This is a genomic window from Microbacterium sp. Be9 (assembly GCF_011754135.1).
GTDB classification, from domain to species: domain Bacteria; phylum Actinomycetota; class Actinomycetes; order Actinomycetales; family Microbacteriaceae; genus Microbacterium; species Microbacterium maritypicum_A.
Genome location: NZ_WNWT01000004.1, coordinates 727,367 through 748,876 on the forward strand (window position 1 = coordinate 727,367; position 21,510 = coordinate 748,876).

A 21,510-nucleotide genomic window follows, 5' to 3' on the forward strand; every position below is an offset into this window, starting at 1 on the left:
ATGATAGCGGGTCGGCCCGGGGAACAGCAGGGAAGCCGGCGCCTCGGGACGGGTCTAGTCTGGGCGACACCCGCCGAACGACAAGCGCAAGAGGAGTCCCCGTTGCCCACTGCCCCGCAGCCCGCCGCGCCGATCCTCTCCCTCCCGTCGCGTTCACAGCGTGCCGGCAGTGCCAAGACCTCGCCGGTCCGCGACCTGCTGGCCCTCACCGCGCGCCCCGAGGTCATCTCGTTCGCCGGCGGGCTCCCCGCGCCCGAGCTCTTCGACGTCGAGGGCATCCGCGCCGCGTTCGATGCCGTGCTCGACTCCCCGGGGGTGCTCCAGTACTCCACGTCCGAGGGAGACCCGGGACTGCGGGACGCGGTCGCCAGACGCTATTCGTCCGACGGGCTACCCACCGCGGCATCCGACCTCATCGTCACGACGGGGTCGCAGCAGGGGCTGGGGCTCATCTCGACGACGCTCGTCGATCCCGGCGACACGATCCTGGTTGAGGAGCCCTGCTACCTCGCAGCGCTCCAGACGTTCGCGCTGGCCGGTGCCCGCGTCGTCGGTGTCCCCTACGTCGGCGATGACCTCGACCTCGACGCACTGGACCGCCTCGCCGCGCACCATGGACCGAAGTTCTTCTACACCGTGCCCACGTTTCAGAATCCGACCGGACGCACGCACGATGTCGAAGCACGACGCACGATCGCCGCGATCGCGCAGCGCCGAGGCTTCCGGATCGTCGAGGACGAGCCGTACCGCCAGTTGCGGTACTCGGGGGATGCCCTCCCCTCGCTCGCCGCGTTCGCCCCCGAACATGTCATCAGCCTCGGCAGCTTCTCCAAGGTGATCGCACCCGGCCTGCGCATCGGCTGGATCCGCACCACGGCCGACATCCGCTCGTCGATCACGATCGCCAAACAGGCGGCCGACCTGCACACCTCCACGATCGACCAGGCAGCGGCCGCCCACTACCTCGCTTCGGGTCGCGGCGAGCTCGCGCTCTCGCGCATCCGCGAAGCGTATGCCGCTCGTCGCGACGCGATGCTGGAGCTGCTTCCCTCCGCGCTCCCGGACGGAAGCAGCTGGAACCGACCCGACGGTGGCATGTTCGTCTGGGTTCGACTCCCCGAGGGACGGGACGCCGCATCGGCGCTTCCCGCAGCGCTCGCTCACGACGTCGCTTTCGTGCCGGGCACGTCGTTCTTCTCCGGTATCCCCGACGAACGCACCCTCCGCCTGTCCTTCACCACATACTCCCCTGCCAGGATCAGGGAGGGCTTGTCAAGGCTCGGTGCGACCTGGGGTACGGGAAGGTAGCGTGGGGGCATGCGCTACCTCTTCAGCACTGGACTTGTCGCTGCGATCTCTGCCGGGGTCTCCCTGCTGCGCGGCACGCGCGAGCAGCCGATCACCTGGCGCGCCGTCCTGTCGTGGGTGAGCTGGGGAATCACGATGGCACTCGCGGTCGGCGCCGTCGTCGACATGAACCGTGAGCGCCGCGGCGTCCTGGTCGACGCCGACTCGCCCCAGTCGGTCAAGAAGGCGAAGAAGGCCCAGCGACTGCAGTTCCGGTCGCAGAAGGCTCTCGCCGACACGCAGGACCACGCGAAGGACGCTCGCCCCTGACGTCCTCCCCGCCCGAGACTCTTGTCACCGGGTGAGGATGAGGGCTTCTCCCTGACCGCCACCGCCACAGAGGCCGACGGCGGCCGTACCGCCACCTCGACGAGCGAGCTCATGTGCGACATGCACCACGAGCCGGTTCCCCGATGCGCCGATCGGGTGGCCGATGGCGATGCCGCCGCCATGGATGTTCACGATGCCCTCGTCCAGGCCGAGCTCCTCCTGCGAACGGGAGACGACAGCGCCGAAGGCCTCGTTGATCTCCACCAGGTCGAGATCGGCGGGCGCGATGCCCTGCTTCTCGCACGCACGTTCGATGGCACGCGCCGGCTGCGCCTGCAGCGAGTTGTCGGGACCGGCGGTCTGACCGCTCGCTCCGACGGTCACGAGCACGGGCCATCCCTTGGCGTCCGCAGTCCGTCGTGTCGTCACCACCACAGCCGAGGCACCGTCGGAGATCGGTGACGAGTTCCCCGCCGTGATCGAACCTCCCTCTGCGAACGCGGCACGCAGTCCCGCGAGGGTCTCGACGGTGGTGTCCGGACGCACGCCCTCGTCCCTCGTCACGCGCACGGGCTCTCCCCGACGCTGCGGCACGTCGACGGCGACGATCTCCTCGTCGAAGAGACCTGCCTCCTGCGCTGCCGTCGCCCGCTGATGCGACAGCGCGGCCACCCGGTCCTGCGCTTCACGGGTCAGTCCGAAGCGCGCGTTGTGCCGCTCGGTGGACGCGCCCATGCTCTCCCGGTCATACGCATCCGTGAGGCCGTCGTATGCCATGTGGTCGAGAACCTCGACGCTGCCGTACGCCCAGCCGTCGCGCGATCCCATGAGCAGATGGGGCGCGCGCGTCATCGATTCCATCCCGGCGGCGACGACCACATCGGCGTCGCCGGTGCGGATCATCCGCACCGCGTCGATGATGGCGGTCAAACCGGACAGGCACACCTTGTTCACGGAGTGCGCGGGAACGTCCCACCCGATCCCTGCGCCGATGGCCGCCTGACGCGCCGCGTTCTGCCCCGACCCCGCGGCGAGCACCTGGCCGACGATGACCGCGTCGACGTCAGCCGGATCGATCGAGCCCTGCTCCAGCGCACCTCGGATGGCGAAGGAGCCGAGCTGAGGTGCGGTGAACGCGGCGAGCTGCCCCTTGAGGCGACCCTGAGGCGTGCGGGCGGCGGCGACGATGACGACATCGTTCTCAGTCATGGTCTGTGGTCCTTCCGGTGAGGAGAGTGCGGGAGATGGTGAGCGGTGGTTCCGTGGCGGCGATGACCTCGTCGACCGTGACGCCCGGCGCCGTCTCGACGAGCACCAGGCCTTCGGCCGTCACATCGACCACGGCGAGGTCGGTGATGATCCGATCGACGACACCGCGACCGGTCAACGGCAGCGAGCATTCGTCGACGATCTTCGCGGAGCCGTCCTTGGCCACGTGCTCCATGAGCACGATGACGCGGCCGGCTCCGTGAACCAGATCCATGGCGCCGCCGGGACCCTTGACCATCTTGCCCGGGATCATCCAGTTCGCGAGGTCGCCTCTCACGGAGACCTGCATCGCTCCCAGGATGGCCGCGTCGATCTTGCCGCCGCGGATCATGCCGAAGCTGGTCGCGGAGTCGAAGAACGCCGCTCCGGGGAGGGTGGTGACCGTCTCCTTGCCGGCGTTGATGAGGTCTGGGTCGACAGCGTCCTCCCGCGGGTAGGGACCGACGCCCAGGATGCCGTTCTCCGACTGCAGGACGACCGTGACCCCGGGCGGGACATGGTTGGGTACGAGGGTGGGCAGGCCGATGCCGAGGTTGACGTAGGCGCCGTCCTCCAGCTCGATCGCCGCGCGGGCCGCCATCTGCTCACGGGTGAGTGACATCTCAGGCTCCTTCCACGGCGACGGTCCGCCGCTCGATGCGCTTGGGGATGTCAGTGCCCACCTCGACGATCCGGTGCACGAAAACGCCGGGGAGGTGGATGTCGTCGGGGTCGAGCTCGCCCGGCTCCACCAGCTGCTCGACCTGCGCGATGCAGATGCGACCGGCCATCGCGGCGAGCGGATTGAAGTTGCGCGCGGCCTTGTTGAACACGAGGTTGCCGTGTCGGTCGCCGCGTGCCGCGTGCACGAGCGAGAAGTCGGTGGTGATCGCCTCTTCCAGGACGAACTCCTTCGGCTGCCCGTTCACCGCGAAGACGCGCACGTCCTTCACCGGCGAGGCGGTGGCGATGGTTCCGTCGGGGTTGTACCGACGCGGCAGCCCGCCTTCGGCGACCTGCGTGCCGACGCCCGTCTGGGTGTAGAACGCGGCGATCCCCGAGCCGCCGGCCCTGAGCTTCTCTGCCAGGGTGCCCTGCGGGGTGAGTTCGAGTTCGAGTTCGCCACTCAGGAACTGACGTTCGAACTCCTTGTTCTCCCCCACGTACGACGAGGTCATCTTGCGGATGCGTTGGGCGGCGAGCAGCACGCCGAGTCCCCAGTCATCCACTCCGCAGTTGTTGCTCACCACGCTGAGGCCCTTGGTGCCCTGCGCGAGGAGAGCCTCGATCAGGGCGATCGGGTTCCCGGACAGGCCGAAACCGCCGACGGCCAGCGACGCTCCGTCCTCGATGTCGGAGACGGCAGCCTCCGCAGACTCCCATTGCTTGTCGATCACGTCGGCTCCTTCGATTCCGTGCTCACCCCAGCATCCGCCGAAGAGCCGTCTGCGGGGAAGCCAGATCTTGCGATGTGGCCGAACACGGAGGTAGCGTCCACATTATGGAACCCGCCTCTTCAGTACCCGGCACGCAGGCGATCGCGAGGGCCGCGCGCCTGCTGCGCCTGGTGACCGCGGCCGGCTCGGACGGAGCCTCTTTGCAGGAGCTCGCCGTCGCCGCTGAGCTCTCGCGCTCCACTGCCCACCGTCTTCTGAGCGCCCTCAAGTCGGAAGGTCTCGTTGATCGCGACGGCGCGAGCACGCGATGGATGCCCGGGCCGGAGCTGTTCCTCATGGGATCCGTGGCGGCGGCGCGCTACGACGTGACCACGCTCGCCCGCGACATCGTTCGCTCCCTCGCGGTCAAGACCGAGGAGAGCGCGTTCCTCTCCGTGCGACGGGCGGACGAGACGGTGTGCCTGCTTCGCGAGGAAGGGTCGTTCCCGATCCGCTCCTTCGTGCTCAGCGAAGGGGTCCGCTTCCCTCTCGGCGTCGCCAGCGCCGGACTCGCCATCCTGGCGTTCCTCCCCGACCACGATGTGGATGCCTATCTCGACCGCCACCCCGAGCTGGAGGGAGCGTGGGGGCGCGCGCACGGTCAGCTCCCCCTCCGAGCACGCCTCGCCGAGACCAAGGAACGGGGCTATGCCGTCAACCCCGGCCTGATCGTCGAGGGCAGCTGGGGGCTGGGCGCTGCGGTCTTCGATCGCGCCGGACGTCCGGAGTGGGCATTGAGTCTGACCGGCGTCGAGTTCCGCTTCGGCCCGGACCGGATGGCCGAACTCGGTCGCACGCTCCTCGCGCACGCGCACCAACTCTCCGCGAGGATCGCCAGCACCAGGCGGTGACGACCATTCATACCAACCGGTATATACTCGTTGGTATGAATCGCGTCGATGTCATCCCCTCTCTGGTGCTGTCGGGGTACGCGCTCGGCCGCATCGCCGCTCAGGACGCCGGGAACGACGCACCTGCGGCGCAGTGGCGAGTGTTGAGCCTCCTCGAACAGGCAGGCGCGAGAAGGGTGGGTGAACTCGCCGCGGCCGCCCGCACCACCCAACCCGGCATGACCCGTCTCCTCGGCGGCTTGGAACGGGAAGGACACGTGCTCCGCTCCCCCGATCCCGACGATTCACGAGCGACGGTCGTCGACATCACTCCACGGGGAACCGCCGCCCTCGCCGCCTGGCGCGCCGAGTTCCGTGACACGCTCGCCCCGCGCTTCGCCGCGCTGAGCGACGAGGAATGGGCTGCCCTCACGCGTGCGGCGGAGATTCTCGCCGCGCACACCGCCACTGATCGAACAGGAGAATCTCGGTGAACACCCCCGCCACCCCCTCGGTGTGGAAGCAACCGGCCCAGGTGTGGGCCGTCGCATTCGCGTGCGTCGTCGCCTTCATGGGCATCGGCCTCGTGGACCCGATCCTGCCCGCGATCGCGGAATCGCTCCAGGCTTCGCCGGTCGAGACCGAGTTGCTGTTCACCAGCTACCTCCTCGTGACCGGGCTCGCGATGCTCGTGACCAGCTGGATCTCGAGCCGCATCGGCGCGAAGGCCACCCTGCTCATCGGATTGGCGCTGATCGTGGTCTTCGCCCTGCTGTGCGCCCTGAGCGGCAGTGTCGACGCCGTCATCGGTTTCCGGGCAGGCTGGGGCCTCGGCAACGCCCTGTTCATCTCGACCGCGCTCGCTACGATCGTCGGCGCCGCGTCAGGTGGCAGCAGCGCCGCCATCGTGCTCTACGAAGCGGCGCTCGGCCTCGGGATCGCCGTGGGCCCTCTCCTCGGCGGACTCCTCGGGGAGCAGAGCTGGCGCGGCCCGTTCTTCGGCGTCGTCGTGCTGATGGCCGTCGCATTCGTTGCCGTGCTCGTGCTGCTGCGGGGGCCCGGGGAGAAGCGGGTTCCCGTGAAGTTCTCCGCGCCGTTCGCCGCGCTGCGGCGTCCCGCACTGGCGGTCCTCGCGATCACAGCGCTGTTCTACAACATCGGCTTCTTCGTGCTGCTGGCGTTCTCGCCGTTCCCCCTCGGCTTCGGCGCGATGGGAATCGGCTTCACGTTCTTCGGATGGGGCGTCGCACTCGCCGTCACCAGCGTGTGGGTCGCGCCGATCCTGATGCGCCGGATGCCCCGCACGCGCATCATCCTCGTCGTGCTCCCCCTCCTGGCGATCGACCTCGTCGCCGCCGGCCTCCTGGTCGCGAACGCCGCTGCTCTCGTCGCCTGCATCGTCATCGGCGGGCTCCTGCTCGGCGTCATGAACACCGTGCTCACGGAGGCCGTGATGGAGGCCACGGATCTTCCGCGCTCCGTCGCCTCCTCGGCGTACTCCGCCGTGCGATTCCTCGGCGGTGCGATGGCTCCTCCGATCGCGGCGCTGCTGTGGCACGCGTTCAACGCGACGGTTCCCTACCTGTTCGCCGCTGCCTCGGTGCTGCTGGCCGCACTCACGGTGTTCCTGGGACGCCGAGTGCTCGCGCACATCGACGACGAGCCTGCGGACGCGACGACGGAGGACGCCGCGGCAATCCTCGTGGGCGACGCCGCCTGAACCGGACCTGCGACGTCGGAACGGCCAGCGGAGCCCGCTCCGGCGTCGCAGCCTGCACCCTCTGGATCCGGCAGCCTGCGCCTTGGATATCGTGGGGCGATGAGCGAAACGCCTTCCCTCCCCGAACGCAGCCGTCTCGTGCATGAGCATCTCGTGGACGCCGGCGTCGAGACAGCGATCCGTGTGCTTCCGGACTCCGCACGCACAGCCGTGGAGGCCGCTGCGGCGATCGGGTGCGACGTCGCGGCGATCGCCAACAGTCTGGTGTTCCTCGCCGATGGCGTCCCCGTCCTGGTTCTGACCAGCGGCAGTCACCGCGTGGAGCTCTCCACCCTGCGGGCGAGCATCGGCGCGGACGACGTGTCCATGGCGCCCGCATCCGTGGTCCGCTCGGCGACCGGCCAGGCGATCGGCGGCGTCGCGCCTGTCGGGCACCCCGCGCCGCTCCGCACGTTCATCGACGAAGCACTGCGGGACCATCGAGAGCTGTGGGCGGCCGCGGGCCATCCGCACACCGTCATGCCACTGACGTTCGACGAGCTCCGCCGTATCACGGACGCGACGGTGATCGCCGTCGTCTGACTCCCGGGAACGACCTCACGGAGAAGGATCTCGCGGAAGACCGGAGAGCCTTTGCTCTCCCGCGCGCGACGAAGCCGGTACGACGAAACCGGTACCGCGGAGCAGGAGACTCCTCGGCACCGGCCTCGTCCGGTGGATCAGTCGTCCGATGGACCAGTCGTCCGATGGATCAGTCGTCCGATGGATCAGTCCTGGGCCGCGCGCGAGCGCGCCCGGACCGCTCCGAGAACGGTCAGAGCGATGCCGAGCAGCAGCGCAGCGGCGCCGCCCCAGAGCATCGCGGCGGGCACATAGCCACCGGTGGTGGCCAGCGACGACCCACCCGTGAGTGGCAGCTCGGTGGGCGGAGTGACCGCGGTGGGCGGTGTCGGCGGTGTCGTCGGCGGAATCACGGGCGGCGTCGTCGTCGCGGTGTTGGTGAGCGTGACCGCGAGTGTCGTACCGGAGCCGACGGTGAACTGCGCTCCGCCGTCGGCCACGGAGTGCACATCGGGTCCCGAGAACACGGGAACACCCCAGTCGACCCCCTCGACCGCCGGTGGCGTGAGTTCCACGAGTGTGACGACGGTCCCCGTGGGCAGCTGGATGAGCGGTGCGGTCGCCCCCGCCGCGACCGTGACGGTGCGCTCGACGACCGGGTCGCCATAGCTGTAGCGCACGGTGTAGACGGCATCGGCCGGTACCTCAGACGAACCGGAGCCGCCGACGACCTTAGTGAGGGTGAATGCGCCGGTGGCGTCGCCGTCTCCGCTTCCCCCACCGGTGACAGACCACACCTCCCTGTCCTGGAGCTTGATCCCGTTGACGTCGGCGGTGTTGGCGTAGGTGGCACCGTCGACCTGCGAGCTCGGCACCGTGAAGTACTTGACGAAGTACATCCGCGTCGGGTCGATCGGGCCGGGGATCACGAGGTGGAAGGCCGTGCCGCCGTCGTTCCATGATCCGGTCCAGTTCGTGATCGACTGCGGATCCCGATCCTGCATCGTCGTGCTCCATACCTCGAGCTGCTCATCCTCGTTGTGATGTTCGGCGAATCCGTCGCCCGCCCCGGTCAGGGTGTCGTCGACGACGATCGACTCCGCGCCCGCGAAGCTCGCACCCGGCAGCGCCAGCTGCCACGCGATCCTGCCGTCATCCGTCTGCCACGACCACTTCTGCGGTTCTGTGGGCAGCGGCGACGACGGTCCGATGCCGCCGCCGGGAATCTCGACGGGCGTGATGGTGCCATCGACGGTGAACTCCACCGTGCTCTCGGTCGTCTGCTCATCGGCGGAGGCGACGAACCACAGGGAGCCGCTGACCCCGGTGCGCCCGTTCACGTAGTCGGTGAGCGTGCAGGTGACGACCGGTGCGGCGTCGGTGCTCACGGTGCACTCGGCGATCGTCTTGCTCGGATCCTCCGCAGAGGGTACCGAGAAGGATGTCCCCGCCCGGGCGAACTCCTTCGGCAGGGTGAACCCGAAGGTCTGTCCACCGACCGCGCCGTCCGGCACCGACCACTCGGCGTCGACCCGCACCTGGTCCCACTGCGAGACCGCTCCGCCGCCCCCGACCGTGGTCACGGTGATCGACGAAGGATCGATGGCCGCGGGATAGTCGTACTCCGCAGCTGAGGCGGCTCCCGCACCGGCCAGTGTGATCACGGCGCCCAGCGCTGCGGCCGCAGCGGCGATGATCGCGGTTGTCTTCCGGCGCACGACGGCGCCACCGTTTCTCTCGTACAAGATCTTCCCCAGTTCTTGATGTAGCCCATCCCGTCGGCGCTGCTGCGAAGCAGTGAGGCGTCCGAGGGCGCGAGGCATGTGTCCCCATATGAGAGACGGCGGCGGGCTCGATCCATTACGCGATACCGCAGAATCCGTCGCGCTCGTCGCTCGGACACACGATGACATCGCCGTCGTCACGCGGGGCGAGCACGGCCGACACGTCGAGGAGAAGCGGGCGGAAAGGTTCGCCCCATCGGGGAGCAACCGGGAAAACAGAAAAGCCTCGGTAGATGGCGAGATCTACTGAGGCTGTTCCGTGCACCCCCTGGGACTTGAACCCAGAACCCACTGATTAAGAGTCAGTTGCTCTGCCGATTGAGCTAGAGGTGCGTGGCCCGGGATAACCCCGACCGAGGAATTACATTACCAGCCGACCGGTCCCATGTGAAATCGAGACCGGCACCCGGGCGCGCCGCCGCCGGGCGGGTAGCGAAACATGGTCTTTCGGCCCTCCGGCCCCGCCGATCCGGCCAGTATTCTTAGACCGTGACCACCTCCCCCGACAGCCTGCGGCACGACCTCGACCTCGCACTCCGCCTGGCCGATGCCGCCGATGCCCAGTCGCTCCCCCGGTTCGACGCGTCCGACCTCGAGATCTCGACGAAGGCCGACAACTCCCATGTGACGGACGCCGATCTCGCGACGGAACGTGCGATCCGCAGCATCCTCGAAACCGAGCGGCCGGAAGACGGCATCTTCGGCGAGGAGTTCGGCGCGCAGGGCAGTACCCAGCGTCAGTGGATCATCGACCCGATCGACGGAACGGCCAATTTTCTTCGTGGCGTCCCGCTGTGGGGCACGATGATCGCGCTGGCTATCGACGGCGTCCCCCAGGTGGGAGTGGTGAGCATGCCGGCGCTCGGACGGCGCTGGTGGGCATCGGCCGGCGGAGGCGCCTGGACCACGCTCGAGGGCGAACCGCGTCGGCTCCGGACGTCGTCGGTCTCCTCTCTCGACGACGCGAGCGTGAGCTTCCAGAGCATCGCGCAGTGGTCGGAGGCGGGGCGCCTCGACACGCTGCTGGCCGTGGCCGGGCGTGTCTGGCGAGACCGGGCCTATGGGGACGTCTACTCGTACATGCTCCTCGCCGAAGGACGCATCGACATGGTCGCCGAGTTCGACGTCAAGGAGTACGACATCGCAGCGGCCGTCCCGATCGTCCGCGAGGCCGGCGGGCGCATGACCGACGTCGACGGTGTCGAGACGATCTCCGCCCGCTCGACACTCGCAACCAACGGCACCCTTCACGACGACTTCCTCACCCTGATGCAGAACTGATCGAACCACGAGGCCCCCGCGATGAATTTCCGCATCATGTCCGCAGCCGCGGGCGTCCTGCTGCTCGTCGGAGCCCTCACCGCGTGCGCCGCTCCGGAGCCGCGTACGTCGCCCACGCCTGATGCCGGCAGTCCGCAGCCGACGCCGTCCTCCGTGCCGGTGACCTCGCCGACGCCGGAGCCGGCCGAAACGGAACTCACCTGCGAGTCGATGATCTCGGCCGGCACGGTCACCGCTCTCGCCGATGCCGGCTGGACCGCCGAGACGAAGGAGTTCGTCGTCGGGGGTGTCGAATTGACCGAGGGGCTGCTGTGCTTCTGGGCCGATTACACCGTCGGATCCGACCATGGGCAGCTGTACGGCTGGTCTCCGATCGACGACTCCGATGCCGCAGCGGCACAGGCCGCACTCCTCGCCGAGGGCTGGAAACGGGAAGACGGCCCTGACGGCGTCTACTTCACCGAAGACGCCCGATACGCCATGGGCACGGACGAAGACGGCTACGGCATGACGTATCTCTTCGGCGACGGATGGGTGCGCCTCGCGGACACGCGCCAGGGGCTCATCCTGATCGAGTGGCCGCGTTAGATCCCTCGTCGACTCCCGTCGGGGTCGATCTCCGTCAGGGGCGACCCGACCCCATCGAACTCTCGAGTATCCGCCCGAAGGTGCGGGAGACCGGTGGCGTCCACAGCAGCACGATGATCGCGGCCGCGAACGCGACCGTCAAGGCCGCTCCCCAGTCCCAGCGGTCTCCGAACACGAGGACGACCGCACTCAACGCGATCGCGATGCCGAGGAAGATCGTGAGCATGAGGCGGGAGAGCCCGCTTCCGCGGCGGACCCCGGCGGCGACGGCGAAGACCAGAAGACCGAACAGGGCGATGGCGGCACCGGTGAGCGAGAAGGCCGAGGCGCTCACGTCCGGGTCGTAGCGTCCCAGGAACACCAGTATCCCGAAGCCCGTCGCCAGCGCGCCGAAGACGTATGCGAGCACGGCGACCACCGTGGTGATCACCGTGGCGACGGGGGCCGACGAGGAGACGGGCACCGTGGAGGAGGACGTCGTCACGCGTGGAGCGTTCCTCGTCGGCACCGTCAGCACCAGACGGCGATGCACGAAGCGCACAACTTCGATGGCCGCGACCATCACGATCGTGATCCCGGTGAGCGCGACGGCGAGGTCCTCCCCCGGGTCGACGAGCACGAAGAACTCGCGAGCGAGCGGGATCGTGAACACTGCGATGAGGAAGATGAACATCGCCCCGACGACCGCCACCTTGAACCGGTTGAGCGGGCGGGCGAGGACCGCCAGAATCCAGATGCCGACGACGGCCAGGATCACGGTGGCGCCCGTGCGCAGCTGCTCCTCGTGCACACCGAGTCCACGCGCGACGAACGTGTACCAGGTCAGCCCGAGCGCGACGACGATGCCCGACGGGATCGCGAAACTCAAAGACCGTCGGAGGAAACCCGGCACGTAGCGCGCCGCGTTCGGCATGAGCGCGAGGAAGAAGGCGGGGATGCCGATCGTGAGGCCGTCCGTGATGGAGAGCTGTCGCGGCAGGAACGGGAACTCGAGGAGGAACGCCCCGAAGATGATCGCGAGCAGTGTCGCGTAGACCGTCTTGTTCAGGAACAGCATCGACACGCGCTCGATGTTCGCGATGACCTGGCGCCCCTCGGCGACGACGTCCGGCAGGTGCGAGAACTGTCCGTCAAGCAGCACGAGCCTCGCAACGGCCTTCGTGGCCGGCGAGCCCGAGTTCATCGCGATGCCGATATCCGCGGACTTTATCGCGAGGGCGTCATTGACACCGTCTCCGGTCATCGCGACGGTGTGTCCGTGGCTCTGCAACGCCGTCACCATGCGCTTCTTCTGCTCGGGGGTGACGCGCCCGAACACCGTGTGCTGGTCGAGCACGTCGGCGAGCTGGGCGTCATCATCGGGAAGCTCTCTGGCATCGAAGCCGTCGGCCACGTCGAGACCGACTTCTCGGGCGATGGCCGCCACCGTACGCGGGTTGTCGCCGGAGATGATGCGGATGCCCACCTGCTGGCGCCCGAAATAGGCGAGTGTCTGAGCGGCGTCGGGGCGCACCTGCTCGCGGAAGGTCAGCACGATGATGGCCGCGAGTCCGTCAGGGAGCCGCTCGGAGTCGACGTCGGCGTCCGAGAGCGTCGCGTGCGCGTGGCCGAGCACGAGAGTGCGGCGGCCCGTCTCGGCGAGTGCCGTCACGGTGCGCCCCAGCTCCGTCTCCGCCGATGTGGCCGCATCGCCGAACACCATCTCCGGTGCTCCCATCACCCAGGTCCCAGGGATGCCGGTGAAAGACGCCGCACTCCATTTTCGTGCAGATGAGAACGGGATGTACCCCGACACGACGAGTGGCGAGGCGACCGGGTAGGCTGTCCGCATCGACCGTGCTGTCGGGTTCGCATCGGGCGCCGCGGCATACCAGGCAAGCGCCGCCGCCGCGTCCTCTGCCTGTTCCGGGGCGAGGCCGTGGAGGCGATGTGCCTCGTCGAAGCCGATCTCCCCGACGGTGAGCGTGCCGGTCTTGTCGAGGCAGATGACGTCGACGCGCGCGAGGCCTTCCACAGCCGGTAGTTCGTTCACCAGAACCTGCCGGCGTGCGAGTCGTGAGGCTCCGACGGCGAAGGCGATGCTCGTCATGAGTACCAGGCCGAGCGGGATCATCGCCGTCAACGACGCGATCGTGTTCACCACCGCCTGTACCCACGCGCCGTTCGAGAACACGGTCGTGTAGCCGCCGAGCACGATGATCTGCGCGTTCAGGACGAGCAGGCCGACGGGGCCGATGATCCAACTCACCCATTTCAGCACCCGGTTGACCGAGGTGCGCAGTTCACTCGAGACGAGGGAGAAACGCTTCGCCTCCCCGGCGAAGTGGTTCGCGTAGGAATCGGCGCCCACGCGGGTCGCGATCGCGGTCCCCTCCCCTGCGACGACCACGGCTCCGGACAGCGCATCGTCGCCGGGCTGCTTCTCGACCGGGTCCGACTCCCCGGTGAGCATCGACTCATCGATCTGGAGCCCGCGCGACGCGAGAACCCGCGCATCGGCCGGCACCTGCTCGCCGGCGCGGAGCACGAGGACGTCGTCGAGGACCACGTCGCCGGGGGCGATCTCCGCCTCCTCGCCGTCTCTCAGCACCAGCGCACGCGGCGCGTTCATCAGCGCCAGACGATCGAGCGCCGACTTCGCCCGGAACTCCTGCACACATCCGATGATCGCGTTCGCGAACGCGGCGAGTCCGAAGAGTGCGTCCTGCCAGCGTCCGACCAGGAACAGCACGAAGAAGCAGGCGAAGACGATGCCGTTGAAGAGCGTGAACACGTTCGCGCGCACGATGCTCCAGGCGCTGCGACTCGTGTCGGCAACGAAGGCGTTCGTCTTTCCGGCGGCGACGCGTTCGGAGACCTGAGCTTGCGTGAGACCGGTTGAGACGTCTGCGGGGGTCGTGTCCACAGACTTCAATATAGGTCCACGACATCGGTACCCAGGCGTCTGAGCGGACATGAAAAGACCCGCCTCCCTAGTGATCACTGGGGAGGCGGGCCTCATTCCTGTGTGACAGCGACATGGTGGAGCTGGGGGGAATCGAACCCCCGTCCAACGCTGAGTCTCCACGCCTTCTCCGGGCGCAGTCTGTGAAGACGTTCTGCTCGGCTCCGACCTTTGTCACAGACACCTAAGTCGACGAGCCCAGCCTGGGAAGAGTCCCACGTGACGTCCAGACGCCATCACGCAGCAAGATTCCTAGATGACGCCAGGATCCGTATCGGAATCACATACGGCCTGACGGACTATCGGGCTCGCTTATGCAGCGAGGGCGAAGTCGTTGCGCTTGGTTTCGGCAACTATTGTTTTGCAGAGAGCGTTTACGAGATAACTCTGCATCCTCGGCCCGCTTCTCGTGGATTCACAGGCGCTGTCGAAACCGATCAGCCCCGTGGTCCTTCTCTCGAAGGAGCCGCTGTCACACTGTGGAATTACCATCCCGGGTGAGGAACACCCGAGCATCACAGACTACAACGTTCTCCGCCGCCACGCCATTCCACGGCGGGTCCAGCCGCTGGCGTAGAGTCGCCCCATGAGCGAAGTCACCGTCACCGTCCGCGGCGAGCATGAAGCGCGAGTCGCGCCGGAGCGCGCCACCATCCGTGTCGGGGTACGCGCCGAGGGCCCCGAGCGCACCACGGTCGTCGAGAACGTGATGCGGCTCGCCGAGCCGGTGCGCGCGAGCATCACCGAGCGCGCAGACGCCGGCAGCGTCGTCGACTGGACCAGCAAGCGGCTCTCGGTGCGCGCCGAACGCCCCTGGAGCAGCGAGGGCAAGCGCCTCGCCCCCGTCTACTACGCCAGCATCGACTACACCGCCACCTTCGCGGAAGCATCCGAGCTCTCGCTGTGGGTCTCCGACATCTCCCCCTGGGACGGCGTCGAGGTCGGCGGGGTGGACTGGCACCTCACGCCCGAGACACGCACGCGGATCGAGCGCGATGTGGCGGCGGACGCTGTCGGTGTCGCCGTGACCCGAGCCGAGGCTTACGCGGGCGCGCTCGGCCTCGGTGAGGTCACGCCGCTGGAGATCGCCGATACCGGCCTCATCTCCAGCGGACAGCCGTCACCTGGGGCTCCGATGCTCAAAGCGCGTGGAGGTGTGGCGTTCGCCGCCGACTCGGCACCGGCCATGGAGTACGAGCCCGAGGAGATCGTCATCTCCGCAACGGTGGAGGCGCGGTTCCTCGCGCGATAGTCGCGTTCAGCCGTGGGCGGTGAAAGGAGCCAGTTCCGCGGCGAGACGCTCTGACACGCGTGCATGCACCGCGGTGCCATCCTCTCGATGGTCCACGGAGAGGAGCATGCCCGACTCGTGGATCGCTGCCACGAGATCGCCGCGGTCATACGGAATCACGGCATGCACCTCGACGGCGGGCTTCGGGAGCGCTTCTTCGACGGCTGCGCGCAGTTCCGCGATTCCCTCGCCCGACCGCGACGACACGAAGTGGGCGTGCGGCTGAAGGCCTCGGAGCACGAGCCTCTCGTCCTCCGCGATCAGATCGGCCTTGTTGAAGACGACGATCTCCGGAAGGTCACGGACGCCGACATCCCCGAGCACGTCGCGCACGGTCTGCAGCTGACCCGCCGGGTCGGGATGCGAACCGTCGACGACGTGGAGCACGACGTCGGCCTCGCCGACCTCTTCCAGGGTCGACCGGAACGCTTCGACGAGCTGATGCGGGAGATTGCGCACGAACCCGACGGTGTCCGTGAGCGTGTAGACGCGACCGTCCTCCGTCTCCGTACGACGCACGGTCGCATCCAGCGTCGCGAACAGGGCATTCTCGACCAGGACGCCAGCGCTGGTCAGCGCATTGAGCAGACTCGACTTGCCGGCGTTCGTATATCCGGCGATCGCGACGGAAGGAATCGTGTTCCGCTTGCGCTCGGCGCGCTTGGCGTCGCGGGCAGGGCCGAAGTCTCGGATCTGGCGTCGAAGCAGAGCCATCTTCGTGCGGATCCGTCGGCGATCGAGTTCGATCTTGGTTTCACCGGGACCGCGCGAGCCCATGCCTGCGCCGCCGGCGCCGACCTGACCACCGGCTTGGCGGCTCATCGAGTCACCCCAACCGCGAAGACGAGGCAGCAGATACTCGAGCTGGGCGAGCTCGACCTGGGCCTTACCTTCTCGGCTCTTCGCGTGTTGGCTGAAGATGTCGAGGATCACGGTGGTGCGGTCGATGACCTTGACCTTGACGACGTCCTCGAGAGCGCGTCGTTGGCTCGGCGCGAGCTCCGTGTCGGCGATGACGGTGTCGGCCCCGACAGCGGCGACGATGTCTCTGAGCTCCTGGGCCTTTCCGCGGCCGAGGTATGTCGCGGCGTCGGGGTGCGGGCGGCGCTGCAGGACACCGTCGAGCACGACGGCGCCGGCGGTCTCCGCCAGAGCAGCGAGTTCCCGCAGAGAGTTCTCGGCATCTTCCTGCGCCCCCTGGGGGTAGACCCCCACCAGTACGACGTTCTCGAGTCGCAACTGCCGGTACTCGACCTCGGTGACATCCTCGAGCTCTGTCGAGAGTCCACCGACGCGTCGGAGAGCGTGTCGGTCTTCGAGATCCCACTGCACGCCGTCCGTACTCGCGTGCGATGCCGTCGATTCGTCCTGCAGCGCCTGTGCGGCGCCGAAGACGTGGACGTCCGAGCGCTTCTCCGCGTTCGCGAGCACACGATCGACCGTGTGGTCGTCGGTGGAGGGTGTGGTGGTCTCCGTCATCCGTTCCTTGTCTCTGGGATTTGTTGCGAGCCTTAACCTTAGCCCGCGCTGTCCGGTACGCTCACCGTATGGGGTCAGATCACTACTTCACTGCGGCCCCGGCAAGCCCCGAGAATCTGCGTAAGATCCGCGTATCACTCGCGGGTCGAGAGCTCGAAGTCACCACCGCCGGTGGGGTCTTCAGCCCGGATCGTCTCGACGCCGGCACTGCAGTGCTCCTCGCCAACATGCCCCCGGTACCCCCGGGCGGCGATCTTCTCGACCTCGGCAGCGGTTGGGGTCCGGTGACATTGTCGATGGCCCTGGCCGCTCCCCATGCGACGGTATGGGCCGTCGACGTGAATGAGCGTGCCCTCGATCTGGTGCGTCGCAACGCCGCAGCTCTCGGGCTCACCAATGTCAACGCATCCCTGCCCGACGATGTTCCCGAGCACGTCTCATTCCGCACGATCCGATCGAATCCGCCGATCCGCGTCGGGAAGAACGAACTCCACGGCCTTCTGGAGCGATGGATCCCGCGCCTCGACGAGCGCAGTGATGCCTGGCTGGTCGTGCAGCGCAATCTCGGTGCGGATTCGCTCCAGCGGTGGATCGGATCGACCTTCCAGCCCGGCTACAGCGTCTTCCGCACCGCTACGGGCAAGGGCTATCGCATCCTGAAGGTGCGCAAGCACGGAAACCCGCCGACGGAGCCGATCATTCTCGGATGAGGTCGATGCGGGCCTGCCGAAGCCGACGGTCGGGACCTCAGGCGAGGTCGACCTCACCTTGGAACACGAGCTGAGCCGGCCCGGACAGAGCGACGTGCTCGCCGTCTTCCGCCGGGAACATCCGAACGCCGAGCGTCCCCCCGGGCACCTCGACCTGCCAGTTGCTCGGAGCGTTCTCGCCCGCCCAGTAGCGCACCGCCAGGGCCGTCGCCGCGACACCCGTGCCGCAACTCAGAGTCTCTCCGACCCCGCGCTCATAGACACGCATGCTCACATGTCCGATACCGTCGCGCACGAGCGGTTCGCCGGGTACGACGAACTCGATGTTGGCTCCCGCGGGCAGCAGCGGGTCGAGGCCGGGCGCACGGTGGAGCTCGAGGGACGCGAGCTCAGCCTCCGACGCGAGCGCCACCACGACGTGCGGATTCCCGACGTCGATTCCGAGACCTGGACGGGTGACAGACAGGCCATCCACTCGAACGAGCGGGTCGTCCCCGGAGAGCTTCCACCGGCCGAGGTCGACCTGATATCCCGTCGCGCTTCGGGTGACATCGCGCACTCCCGCCCGCGTGCCGATCGGCAAGGTCGAGCCGGGTTCGATCGCCGCAAGGCCGGAGCGCACGAGATAGTGGGCGAACACGCGGACGCCGTTCCCGCACATCTCGGCGACCGATCCATCGGCATTGCGGTAGTCCATGAACCATTCCGCCTGCGGCTCTTCGTCGAGTGCAGCCGCACCGTCGGGAATCGCCGACGACTTCACCACGCGGAGGATTCCGTCTGCACCGATGCCGAACTGACGATCGCAGAGCACGGCGACCTGCTCGACGGTGAGGTCGAGCTCACCGTCCGGGTCAGCGATGATGATGAAATCGTTGCCCGTGCCGTGCCCCTTGGTGAATGCGACCATGGGTCCAGTCTAGAGATCGTCGCGGACTTCTCCGTCCCGCGCGAGCCGGTACCGACCGCAGAGAAAGTTCCGGTTTCGCGCCACCTCGATCAACTCGAGGTCGAGTCTGCGCGGAAGCAACGGGGCTCCCGAGCCGAGGGTGACGGGTGCGTACTGCACCCACACCTCATCGAGCAGGCCGGCGTCGGCGAACTGCCCCGCCAGGTCTCCGCCGCCCACGACCCAGAGGTCCTTCCCACCCGCCGCCTGCGCCATCTCCGCGTGCACCGTGCGGATGTCGGCCTGCGTCAGTCGGACATCGCCCTCCTTCGGGAGGTCGAGTGGACGGTGGGTGAACACCCACGTGGGCTGGGTGTACCCCCAGCGGCCCTCTTCATGGCGCATCACCCACTCGTAGGTGGAGGACCCCATCGCCAGAGCGCCGATGTTCCGCTCGAAACCCGTGTACGCCATCGGTCCGTCTTGGTCGATGTCCTGTGTGAGCAACCAGTCCAATGAGTGCTCCTCGGTGGCGATGAAACCGTCGAGGCTGGAGGCCGTGTAGAAGTGCGTCGTCATCCGGCCAGCTTCGCAGCACCCTCCGACATCGAGATCAGGCGTGGAGAAGCGTCACGGCCCGCACCGGAGCCTCCCACCACTCCAGGTCGGGATACCGCTTGAACCAGGACACCTGGCGTCGCGCATAGCGTCTCGTGAGCGCCTGGGTCTGTGCGATCGCCTCACGCTCCGTGAGGCCGCCGTCGAGCTGGGCCAGGGCCTGCGCGTACCCGATCGCGCGAGGAGCCGTTCCTCCACGCTCGAGCCCGTGCGCACGAAGATCCTCGACTTCGGCGAGGAGGCCGCCCTTCCACATGCGCTCGACTCTGGAGTCCAGCCGCTCCACGAGAGAGGGGCGGTCCACATGCAGACCGATGAGACGAGTATGCGGATGCCACAGGACAGGCTTCTCCGGAAGCGAGGCACCGTGCGTCTCGCTCCCCTGCTCGAGGACCTCGAGCGCACGGATGATGCGGCGCGGATTCTGTGGATCGACGCGAGCAGCCGCTTCCGGGTCGAGAGTGCGCAGACGTTCGAGCAGATGCGCGGCCCCTCGGGTCTCGAGCTCTTGTTCGAGACGATCCCGTAGTTCCGGGTCGCGCGGAGGGAATCGGAAGTCGTAGACGACACTCGATACGTAGAGACCGGATCCGCCGACGAGGATCGCGTCTCCTCCCCCGCGGTGAATCTCTTCGATCGCCTCACGAGCTCTCGGCTGGTACCACGCGACAGCCGCATCTTCGTCGACGTCGAGTACGTCGAAGAGGTGGTGCGGGATGCCCCGGCGTTCCGTCATCGAGACCTTCGCGGTGCCGACGTCCATCCCGCGATAGAGCTGCATGGCATCGGCGTTCACGACCTCGGCGGGGTTTCCCTCCGCACGCAGCGTCTCGGCCAGCTCGATCGCGAGATCGCTCTTACCGGTGCCGGTCGCCCCGACGATCGCCCAGAGACGTGGCGCTGGCACGTTCCGTCCGGTCACACGCCCACGCGCAGCGTGGGCAGACCGAGCGACACGGCCTTCGGCGCACCGTCGCCGACAGAGGCGGGGACTGCGCACGATTCCGACTGCGATCGATCCCACGCGTCGCCGCCGCGGGTCCGACGGATCTTCAGGGGCGCGCCCGTCGGATCGTCGGCGAGCAGATGGAACGGGGCGCCGTGTGTCACGGTCACGGTGACCACGTCTCCGGGGCGAGGCAGCTCGGACCCCGGGGTCACCTCGAAGTGCACCAACCTGTTGTCTTCGGCGCGTCCCGTGAGGCGGTGTGTCTCGGTATCCTTCTTGCCTTCGCCGGTCGAGACCAGCACGTCGATCTCACGGCCGACCTGCTTCCGGTTCTCCTCCAGCGAGATACGTTCCTGCAGAGCGATCAGGCGGTTGTAGCGGGCCTGCACGATCTCCTTGGGGACCTGATCCTCCATCGTCGCCGCGGGTGTGCCCTCGCGGATCGAGTACTGGAAGGTGAACGCGCTGGAGAAACGCGCCTGCTCGACCACCCGCATCGTGTCCTCGAAGTCGTCTTCGGTCTCACCGGGGAACCCGACGATGATGTCCGTGGTGATGGCGGCATTCGGGATGCGGGCACGAACCCGCTCGAGGATCCCGAGGAAACGCTCACTCCGATAGGAGCGGCGCATCGCCTTGAGGATGCGGTCGCTCCCTGACTGGAGCGGCATGTGCAACTGCGGCATCACGTTCGGCGTCTCGGCCATGGCGTCGATCACGTCATCGGTGAACGCCGCGGGGTGGGGACTCGTGAACCGGATCCGTTCCAGCCCCTCGATGTCGCCGGCCGCGCGCAGGAGCTTGCCGAAGGCCTGACGGTCACCGAACTCGACCCCGTAGGAGTTGACGTTCTGGCCGAGAAGCGTGACCTCGATCGCGCCGTCTTCGACCAGGAGACGGATCTCGTTCAGGATGTCGCCGGGGCGACGATCCTTCTCTTTGCCGCGCAGGCTCGGAACGATGCAGAAGGTGCAGGTGTTGTTGCAGCCGACCGAGATCGAGACCCAGCCGCTGTGCGCCGAGTCGCGCTTGGTCGGCAACGTCGAGGGGAAGACCTCGAGCGACTCGAGGATCTCGAGCTCGGCATCGCCGTTGTGTCGCGCGCGCTCGAGCAGACCCGGCAATGAGCCCATGTTATGCGTGCCGAACACCACGTCGACCCAGGGGGCCTTGTCGAGCACGGCCTGCTTGTCCATCTGTGCCAGGCAGCCGCCGACGGCGATCTGCATGCCTTCCTTGCGACGCTTGACGGAAGCGAGGTGCCCGAGGGTGCCGTACAGCTTGCCTGCCGCGTTGTCGCGGACGGCGCAGGTGTTGATGATCACCACGTCGGCCTCGTCACCGTCGACGGCTCTCACATAGCCGGCGCTCTCCAACGAGCCCGAGAGCCGCTCGGAGTCGTGCACGTTCATCTGGCACCCGAAGGTGCGCACTTCATACGATCGCTGTCGTCCGTCGTCGTCGACGGCTGCCGACGACGCGCCGATGATCGTCGGTTCGCTGCGCGGGATAGTCATGATCTCCCCATTGTACGAGCCGTTGCTGAGCTGTCGCGGCGTCCCGGC

20 protein-coding genes, 1 tRNA gene and 1 other RNA gene are annotated in these 21,510 nt (G+C 67.7%); 10 read left to right on the forward strand and 12 right to left on the reverse strand.

Going from position 1 to position 21,510, the window contains the following annotated elements; genetic code table 11:
- The first annotated feature begins 102 nt into the window (after positions 1-102).
- Both GLO27_RS07705 and GLO27_RS07710 read left to right on the forward strand, forming a co-directional pair.
- Entirely contained in the window at positions 103-1,308 is a 1,206-nt protein-coding gene (locus GLO27_RS07705; protein WP_021200372.1) for a PLP-dependent aminotransferase family protein, read from the forward strand.
- Between the two features lie 9 nt (positions 1,309-1,317).
- Positions 1,318-1,617, forward strand: a complete 300-nt coding sequence (locus GLO27_RS07710; protein ID WP_021200371.1) for a hypothetical protein — start codon at positions 1,318-1,320, stop codon at positions 1,615-1,617.
- 24 nt (positions 1,618-1,641) lie between these two features.
- Here the strand turns inward: GLO27_RS07710 and GLO27_RS07715 are convergent, their stop codons facing one another.
- From GLO27_RS07715 to GLO27_RS07725, 3 genes are read right to left on the reverse strand one after another with little or no spacing between them, the layout of a single operon-like run.
- Positions 1,642-2,826, reverse strand: coding sequence for an acetyl-CoA C-acetyltransferase (locus tag GLO27_RS07715; RefSeq protein ID WP_167254290.1), 1,185 nt, complete (start codon positions 2,824-2,826; stop codon positions 1,642-1,644).
- On the reverse strand, positions 2,819-3,487 hold the full coding sequence (locus GLO27_RS07720) for a CoA transferase subunit B (protein ID WP_021200369.1): 669 nt from the start codon (positions 3,485-3,487) through the stop codon (positions 2,819-2,821). The genes GLO27_RS07715 and GLO27_RS07720 overlap by 8 nt, the downstream gene beginning before the upstream one ends.
- A 1-nt stretch (position 3,488) precedes the next feature.
- The gene (locus GLO27_RS07725) at positions 3,489-4,262 is read right to left on the reverse strand and encodes a CoA transferase subunit A (protein ID WP_021200368.1); all 774 of its coding nucleotides are present in this window, start codon (positions 4,260-4,262) and stop codon (positions 3,489-3,491) included.
- A 104-nt stretch (positions 4,263-4,366) separates the two neighbouring features.
- Here GLO27_RS07725 and GLO27_RS07730 point away from each other — a divergent pair, with 104 nt between their 5' ends.
- The 4 genes from GLO27_RS07730 to GLO27_RS07745 all read left to right on the forward strand — a co-directional run bounded on the left by GLO27_RS07730 (position 4,367) and on the right by GLO27_RS07745 (position 7,433).
- Positions 4,367-5,152 carry an IclR family transcriptional regulator gene (locus GLO27_RS07730; RefSeq protein ID WP_021200367.1) on the forward strand — a complete coding sequence of 262 codons (786 nt, stop codon included), beginning with the start codon at positions 4,367-4,369 and terminating at the stop codon, positions 5,150-5,152.
- Positions 5,153-5,187: 35 nt separating this feature from the next.
- On the forward strand, positions 5,188-5,625 hold the full coding sequence (locus GLO27_RS07735) for a MarR family transcriptional regulator (RefSeq protein WP_167254292.1): 438 nt from the start codon (positions 5,188-5,190) through the stop codon (positions 5,623-5,625).
- The gene (locus GLO27_RS07740) at positions 5,622-6,851 is read left to right on the forward strand and encodes an MFS transporter (protein ID WP_036271558.1); all 1,230 of its coding nucleotides are present in this window, start codon (positions 5,622-5,624) and stop codon (positions 6,849-6,851) included. The genes GLO27_RS07735 and GLO27_RS07740 overlap by 4 nt, the downstream gene beginning before the upstream one ends.
- A gap of 99 nt (positions 6,852-6,950) precedes the next feature.
- Positions 6,951-7,433 (forward strand): YbaK/EbsC family protein, encoded by a 483-nt coding sequence (locus GLO27_RS07745; protein WP_167254294.1) that lies wholly within the window; start codon positions 6,951-6,953, stop codon positions 7,431-7,433.
- Between the two features lie 185 nt (positions 7,434-7,618).
- Here GLO27_RS07745 and GLO27_RS07750 read toward each other — a convergent pair whose 3' ends face one another.
- Both GLO27_RS07750 and GLO27_RS07755 read right to left on the reverse strand, forming a co-directional pair.
- Positions 7,619-9,130, reverse strand: coding sequence for an Ig-like domain-containing protein (locus tag GLO27_RS07750; protein WP_167254296.1), 1,512 nt, complete (start codon positions 9,128-9,130; stop codon positions 7,619-7,621).
- A gap of 326 nt (positions 9,131-9,456) precedes the next feature.
- A tRNA-Lys gene (locus GLO27_RS07755) sits at positions 9,457-9,529 on the reverse strand.
- 156 nt (positions 9,530-9,685) lie between these two features.
- Between GLO27_RS07755 and GLO27_RS07760 the strand changes: the two genes are divergently transcribed.
- On the forward strand, positions 9,686-10,477 hold the full coding sequence (locus GLO27_RS07760; RefSeq protein WP_029259031.1) for an inositol monophosphatase family protein: 792 nt from the start codon (positions 9,686-9,688) through the stop codon (positions 10,475-10,477).
- A 21-nt stretch (positions 10,478-10,498) separates the two neighbouring features.
- A complete protein-coding gene (locus GLO27_RS07765; protein ID WP_021198648.1) occupies positions 10,499-11,065 on the forward strand; it encodes a hypothetical protein in 567 nt (188 codons plus the stop codon).
- 34 nt (positions 11,066-11,099) lie between these two features.
- Here the strand turns inward: GLO27_RS07765 and GLO27_RS07770 are convergent, their stop codons facing one another.
- Both GLO27_RS07770 and ssrA read right to left on the reverse strand, forming a co-directional pair.
- The gene (locus GLO27_RS07770) at positions 11,100-13,970 is read right to left on the reverse strand and encodes an HAD-IC family P-type ATPase (protein WP_292775438.1); all 2,871 of its coding nucleotides are present in this window, start codon (positions 13,968-13,970) and stop codon (positions 11,100-11,102) included.
- A gap of 114 nt (positions 13,971-14,084) precedes the next feature.
- Positions 14,085-14,454, reverse strand: a transfer-messenger RNA (tmRNA) gene (gene ssrA / locus GLO27_RS07775).
- A 141-nt stretch (positions 14,455-14,595) separates the two neighbouring features.
- On the opposite strand from ssrA, the gene GLO27_RS07780 reads away from it, so the two are divergent.
- Entirely contained in the window at positions 14,596-15,261 is a 666-nt protein-coding gene (locus GLO27_RS07780; protein ID WP_021198646.1) for an SIMPL domain-containing protein, read from the forward strand.
- A 6-nt stretch (positions 15,262-15,267) separates the two neighbouring features.
- On the opposite strand, the gene hflX is transcribed toward GLO27_RS07780, so the two are convergent.
- Positions 15,268-16,779, reverse strand: a complete 1,512-nt coding sequence (gene hflX / locus GLO27_RS07785; protein WP_167254298.1) for a GTPase HflX — start codon at positions 16,777-16,779, stop codon at positions 15,268-15,270.
- A 68-nt stretch (positions 16,780-16,847) separates the two neighbouring features.
- Here hflX and GLO27_RS07790 point away from each other — a divergent pair, with 68 nt between their 5' ends.
- Positions 16,848-17,489, forward strand: a complete 642-nt coding sequence (locus tag GLO27_RS07790) for a methyltransferase (RefSeq protein WP_021198644.1) — start codon at positions 16,848-16,850, stop codon at positions 17,487-17,489.
- 37 nt (positions 17,490-17,526) lie between these two features.
- On the opposite strand, the gene dapF is transcribed toward GLO27_RS07790, so the two are convergent.
- Genes dapF through miaB form a run of 4 tightly spaced genes read right to left on the reverse strand, consistent with a single transcriptional unit; the run spans position 17,527 to position 21,462 of the window.
- Positions 17,527-18,399: a diaminopimelate epimerase gene (gene dapF / locus GLO27_RS07795; protein ID WP_021198643.1), complete on the reverse strand. Its 873-nt coding sequence runs from the start codon at positions 18,397-18,399 to the stop codon at positions 17,527-17,529.
- A 9-nt stretch (positions 18,400-18,408) separates the two neighbouring features.
- Positions 18,409-18,957 (reverse strand): dihydrofolate reductase family protein, encoded by a 549-nt coding sequence (locus GLO27_RS07800; RefSeq protein WP_021198642.1) that lies wholly within the window; start codon positions 18,955-18,957, stop codon positions 18,409-18,411.
- A gap of 34 nt (positions 18,958-18,991) precedes the next feature.
- Positions 18,992-19,903: a tRNA (adenosine(37)-N6)-dimethylallyltransferase MiaA gene (miaA, locus tag GLO27_RS07805; RefSeq protein ID WP_021198641.1), complete on the reverse strand. Its 912-nt coding sequence runs from the start codon at positions 19,901-19,903 to the stop codon at positions 18,992-18,994.
- Positions 19,904-19,914: 11 nt separating this feature from the next.
- Positions 19,915-21,462 carry a tRNA (N6-isopentenyl adenosine(37)-C2)-methylthiotransferase MiaB gene (gene miaB, locus GLO27_RS07810; protein ID WP_021198640.1) on the reverse strand — a complete coding sequence of 516 codons (1,548 nt, stop codon included), beginning with the start codon at positions 21,460-21,462 and terminating at the stop codon, positions 19,915-19,917.
- Between the last annotated feature and the right edge of the window lie 48 nt (positions 21,463-21,510).

Bases quoted from the DNA above. Each gene is read 5' to 3' on its own strand.
- GLO27_RS07735 (WP_167254292.1), top strand. From the start codon at position 5,188: ATGAATCGCGTCGATGTCATCCCCTCTCTGGTGCTGTCGGGGTACGCG.
- GLO27_RS07765 (WP_021198648.1), top strand. From the start codon at position 10,499: ATGAATTTCCGCATCATGTCCGCAGCCGCGGGCGTCCTGCTGCTCGTC.
- GLO27_RS07745 (WP_167254294.1), top strand. From the start codon at position 6,951: ATGAGCGAAACGCCTTCCCTCCCCGAACGCAGCCGTCTCGTGCATGAG.
- dapF (WP_021198643.1), bottom strand. From the start codon at position 18,399: ATGGTCGCATTCACCAAGGGGCACGGCACGGGCAACGATTTCATCATC.
- miaB (WP_021198640.1), bottom strand. From the start codon at position 21,462: ATGACTATCCCGCGCAGCGAACCGACGATCATCGGCGCGTCGTCGGCA.
- GLO27_RS07790 (WP_021198644.1), top strand. From the start codon at position 16,848: ATGGGGTCAGATCACTACTTCACTGCGGCCCCGGCAAGCCCCGAGAAT.
- GLO27_RS07715 (WP_167254290.1), bottom strand. From the start codon at position 2,826: ATGACTGAGAACGATGTCGTCATCGTCGCCGCCGCCCGCACGCCTCAG.
- hflX (WP_167254298.1), bottom strand. From the start codon at position 16,779: ATGACGGAGACCACCACACCCTCCACCGACGACCACACGGTCGATCGT.
- GLO27_RS07780 (WP_021198646.1), top strand. From the start codon at position 14,596: ATGAGCGAAGTCACCGTCACCGTCCGCGGCGAGCATGAAGCGCGAGTC.
- GLO27_RS07730 (WP_021200367.1), top strand. From the start codon at position 4,367: ATGGAACCCGCCTCTTCAGTACCCGGCACGCAGGCGATCGCGAGGGCC.
- GLO27_RS07800 (WP_021198642.1), bottom strand. From the start codon at position 18,957: ATGACGACGCACTTCTACACGGCCTCCAGCCTCGACGGTTTCATCGCC.
- GLO27_RS07710 (WP_021200371.1), top strand. From the start codon at position 1,318: ATGCGCTACCTCTTCAGCACTGGACTTGTCGCTGCGATCTCTGCCGGG.
- GLO27_RS07720 (WP_021200369.1), bottom strand. From the start codon at position 3,487: ATGTCACTCACCCGTGAGCAGATGGCGGCCCGCGCGGCGATCGAGCTG.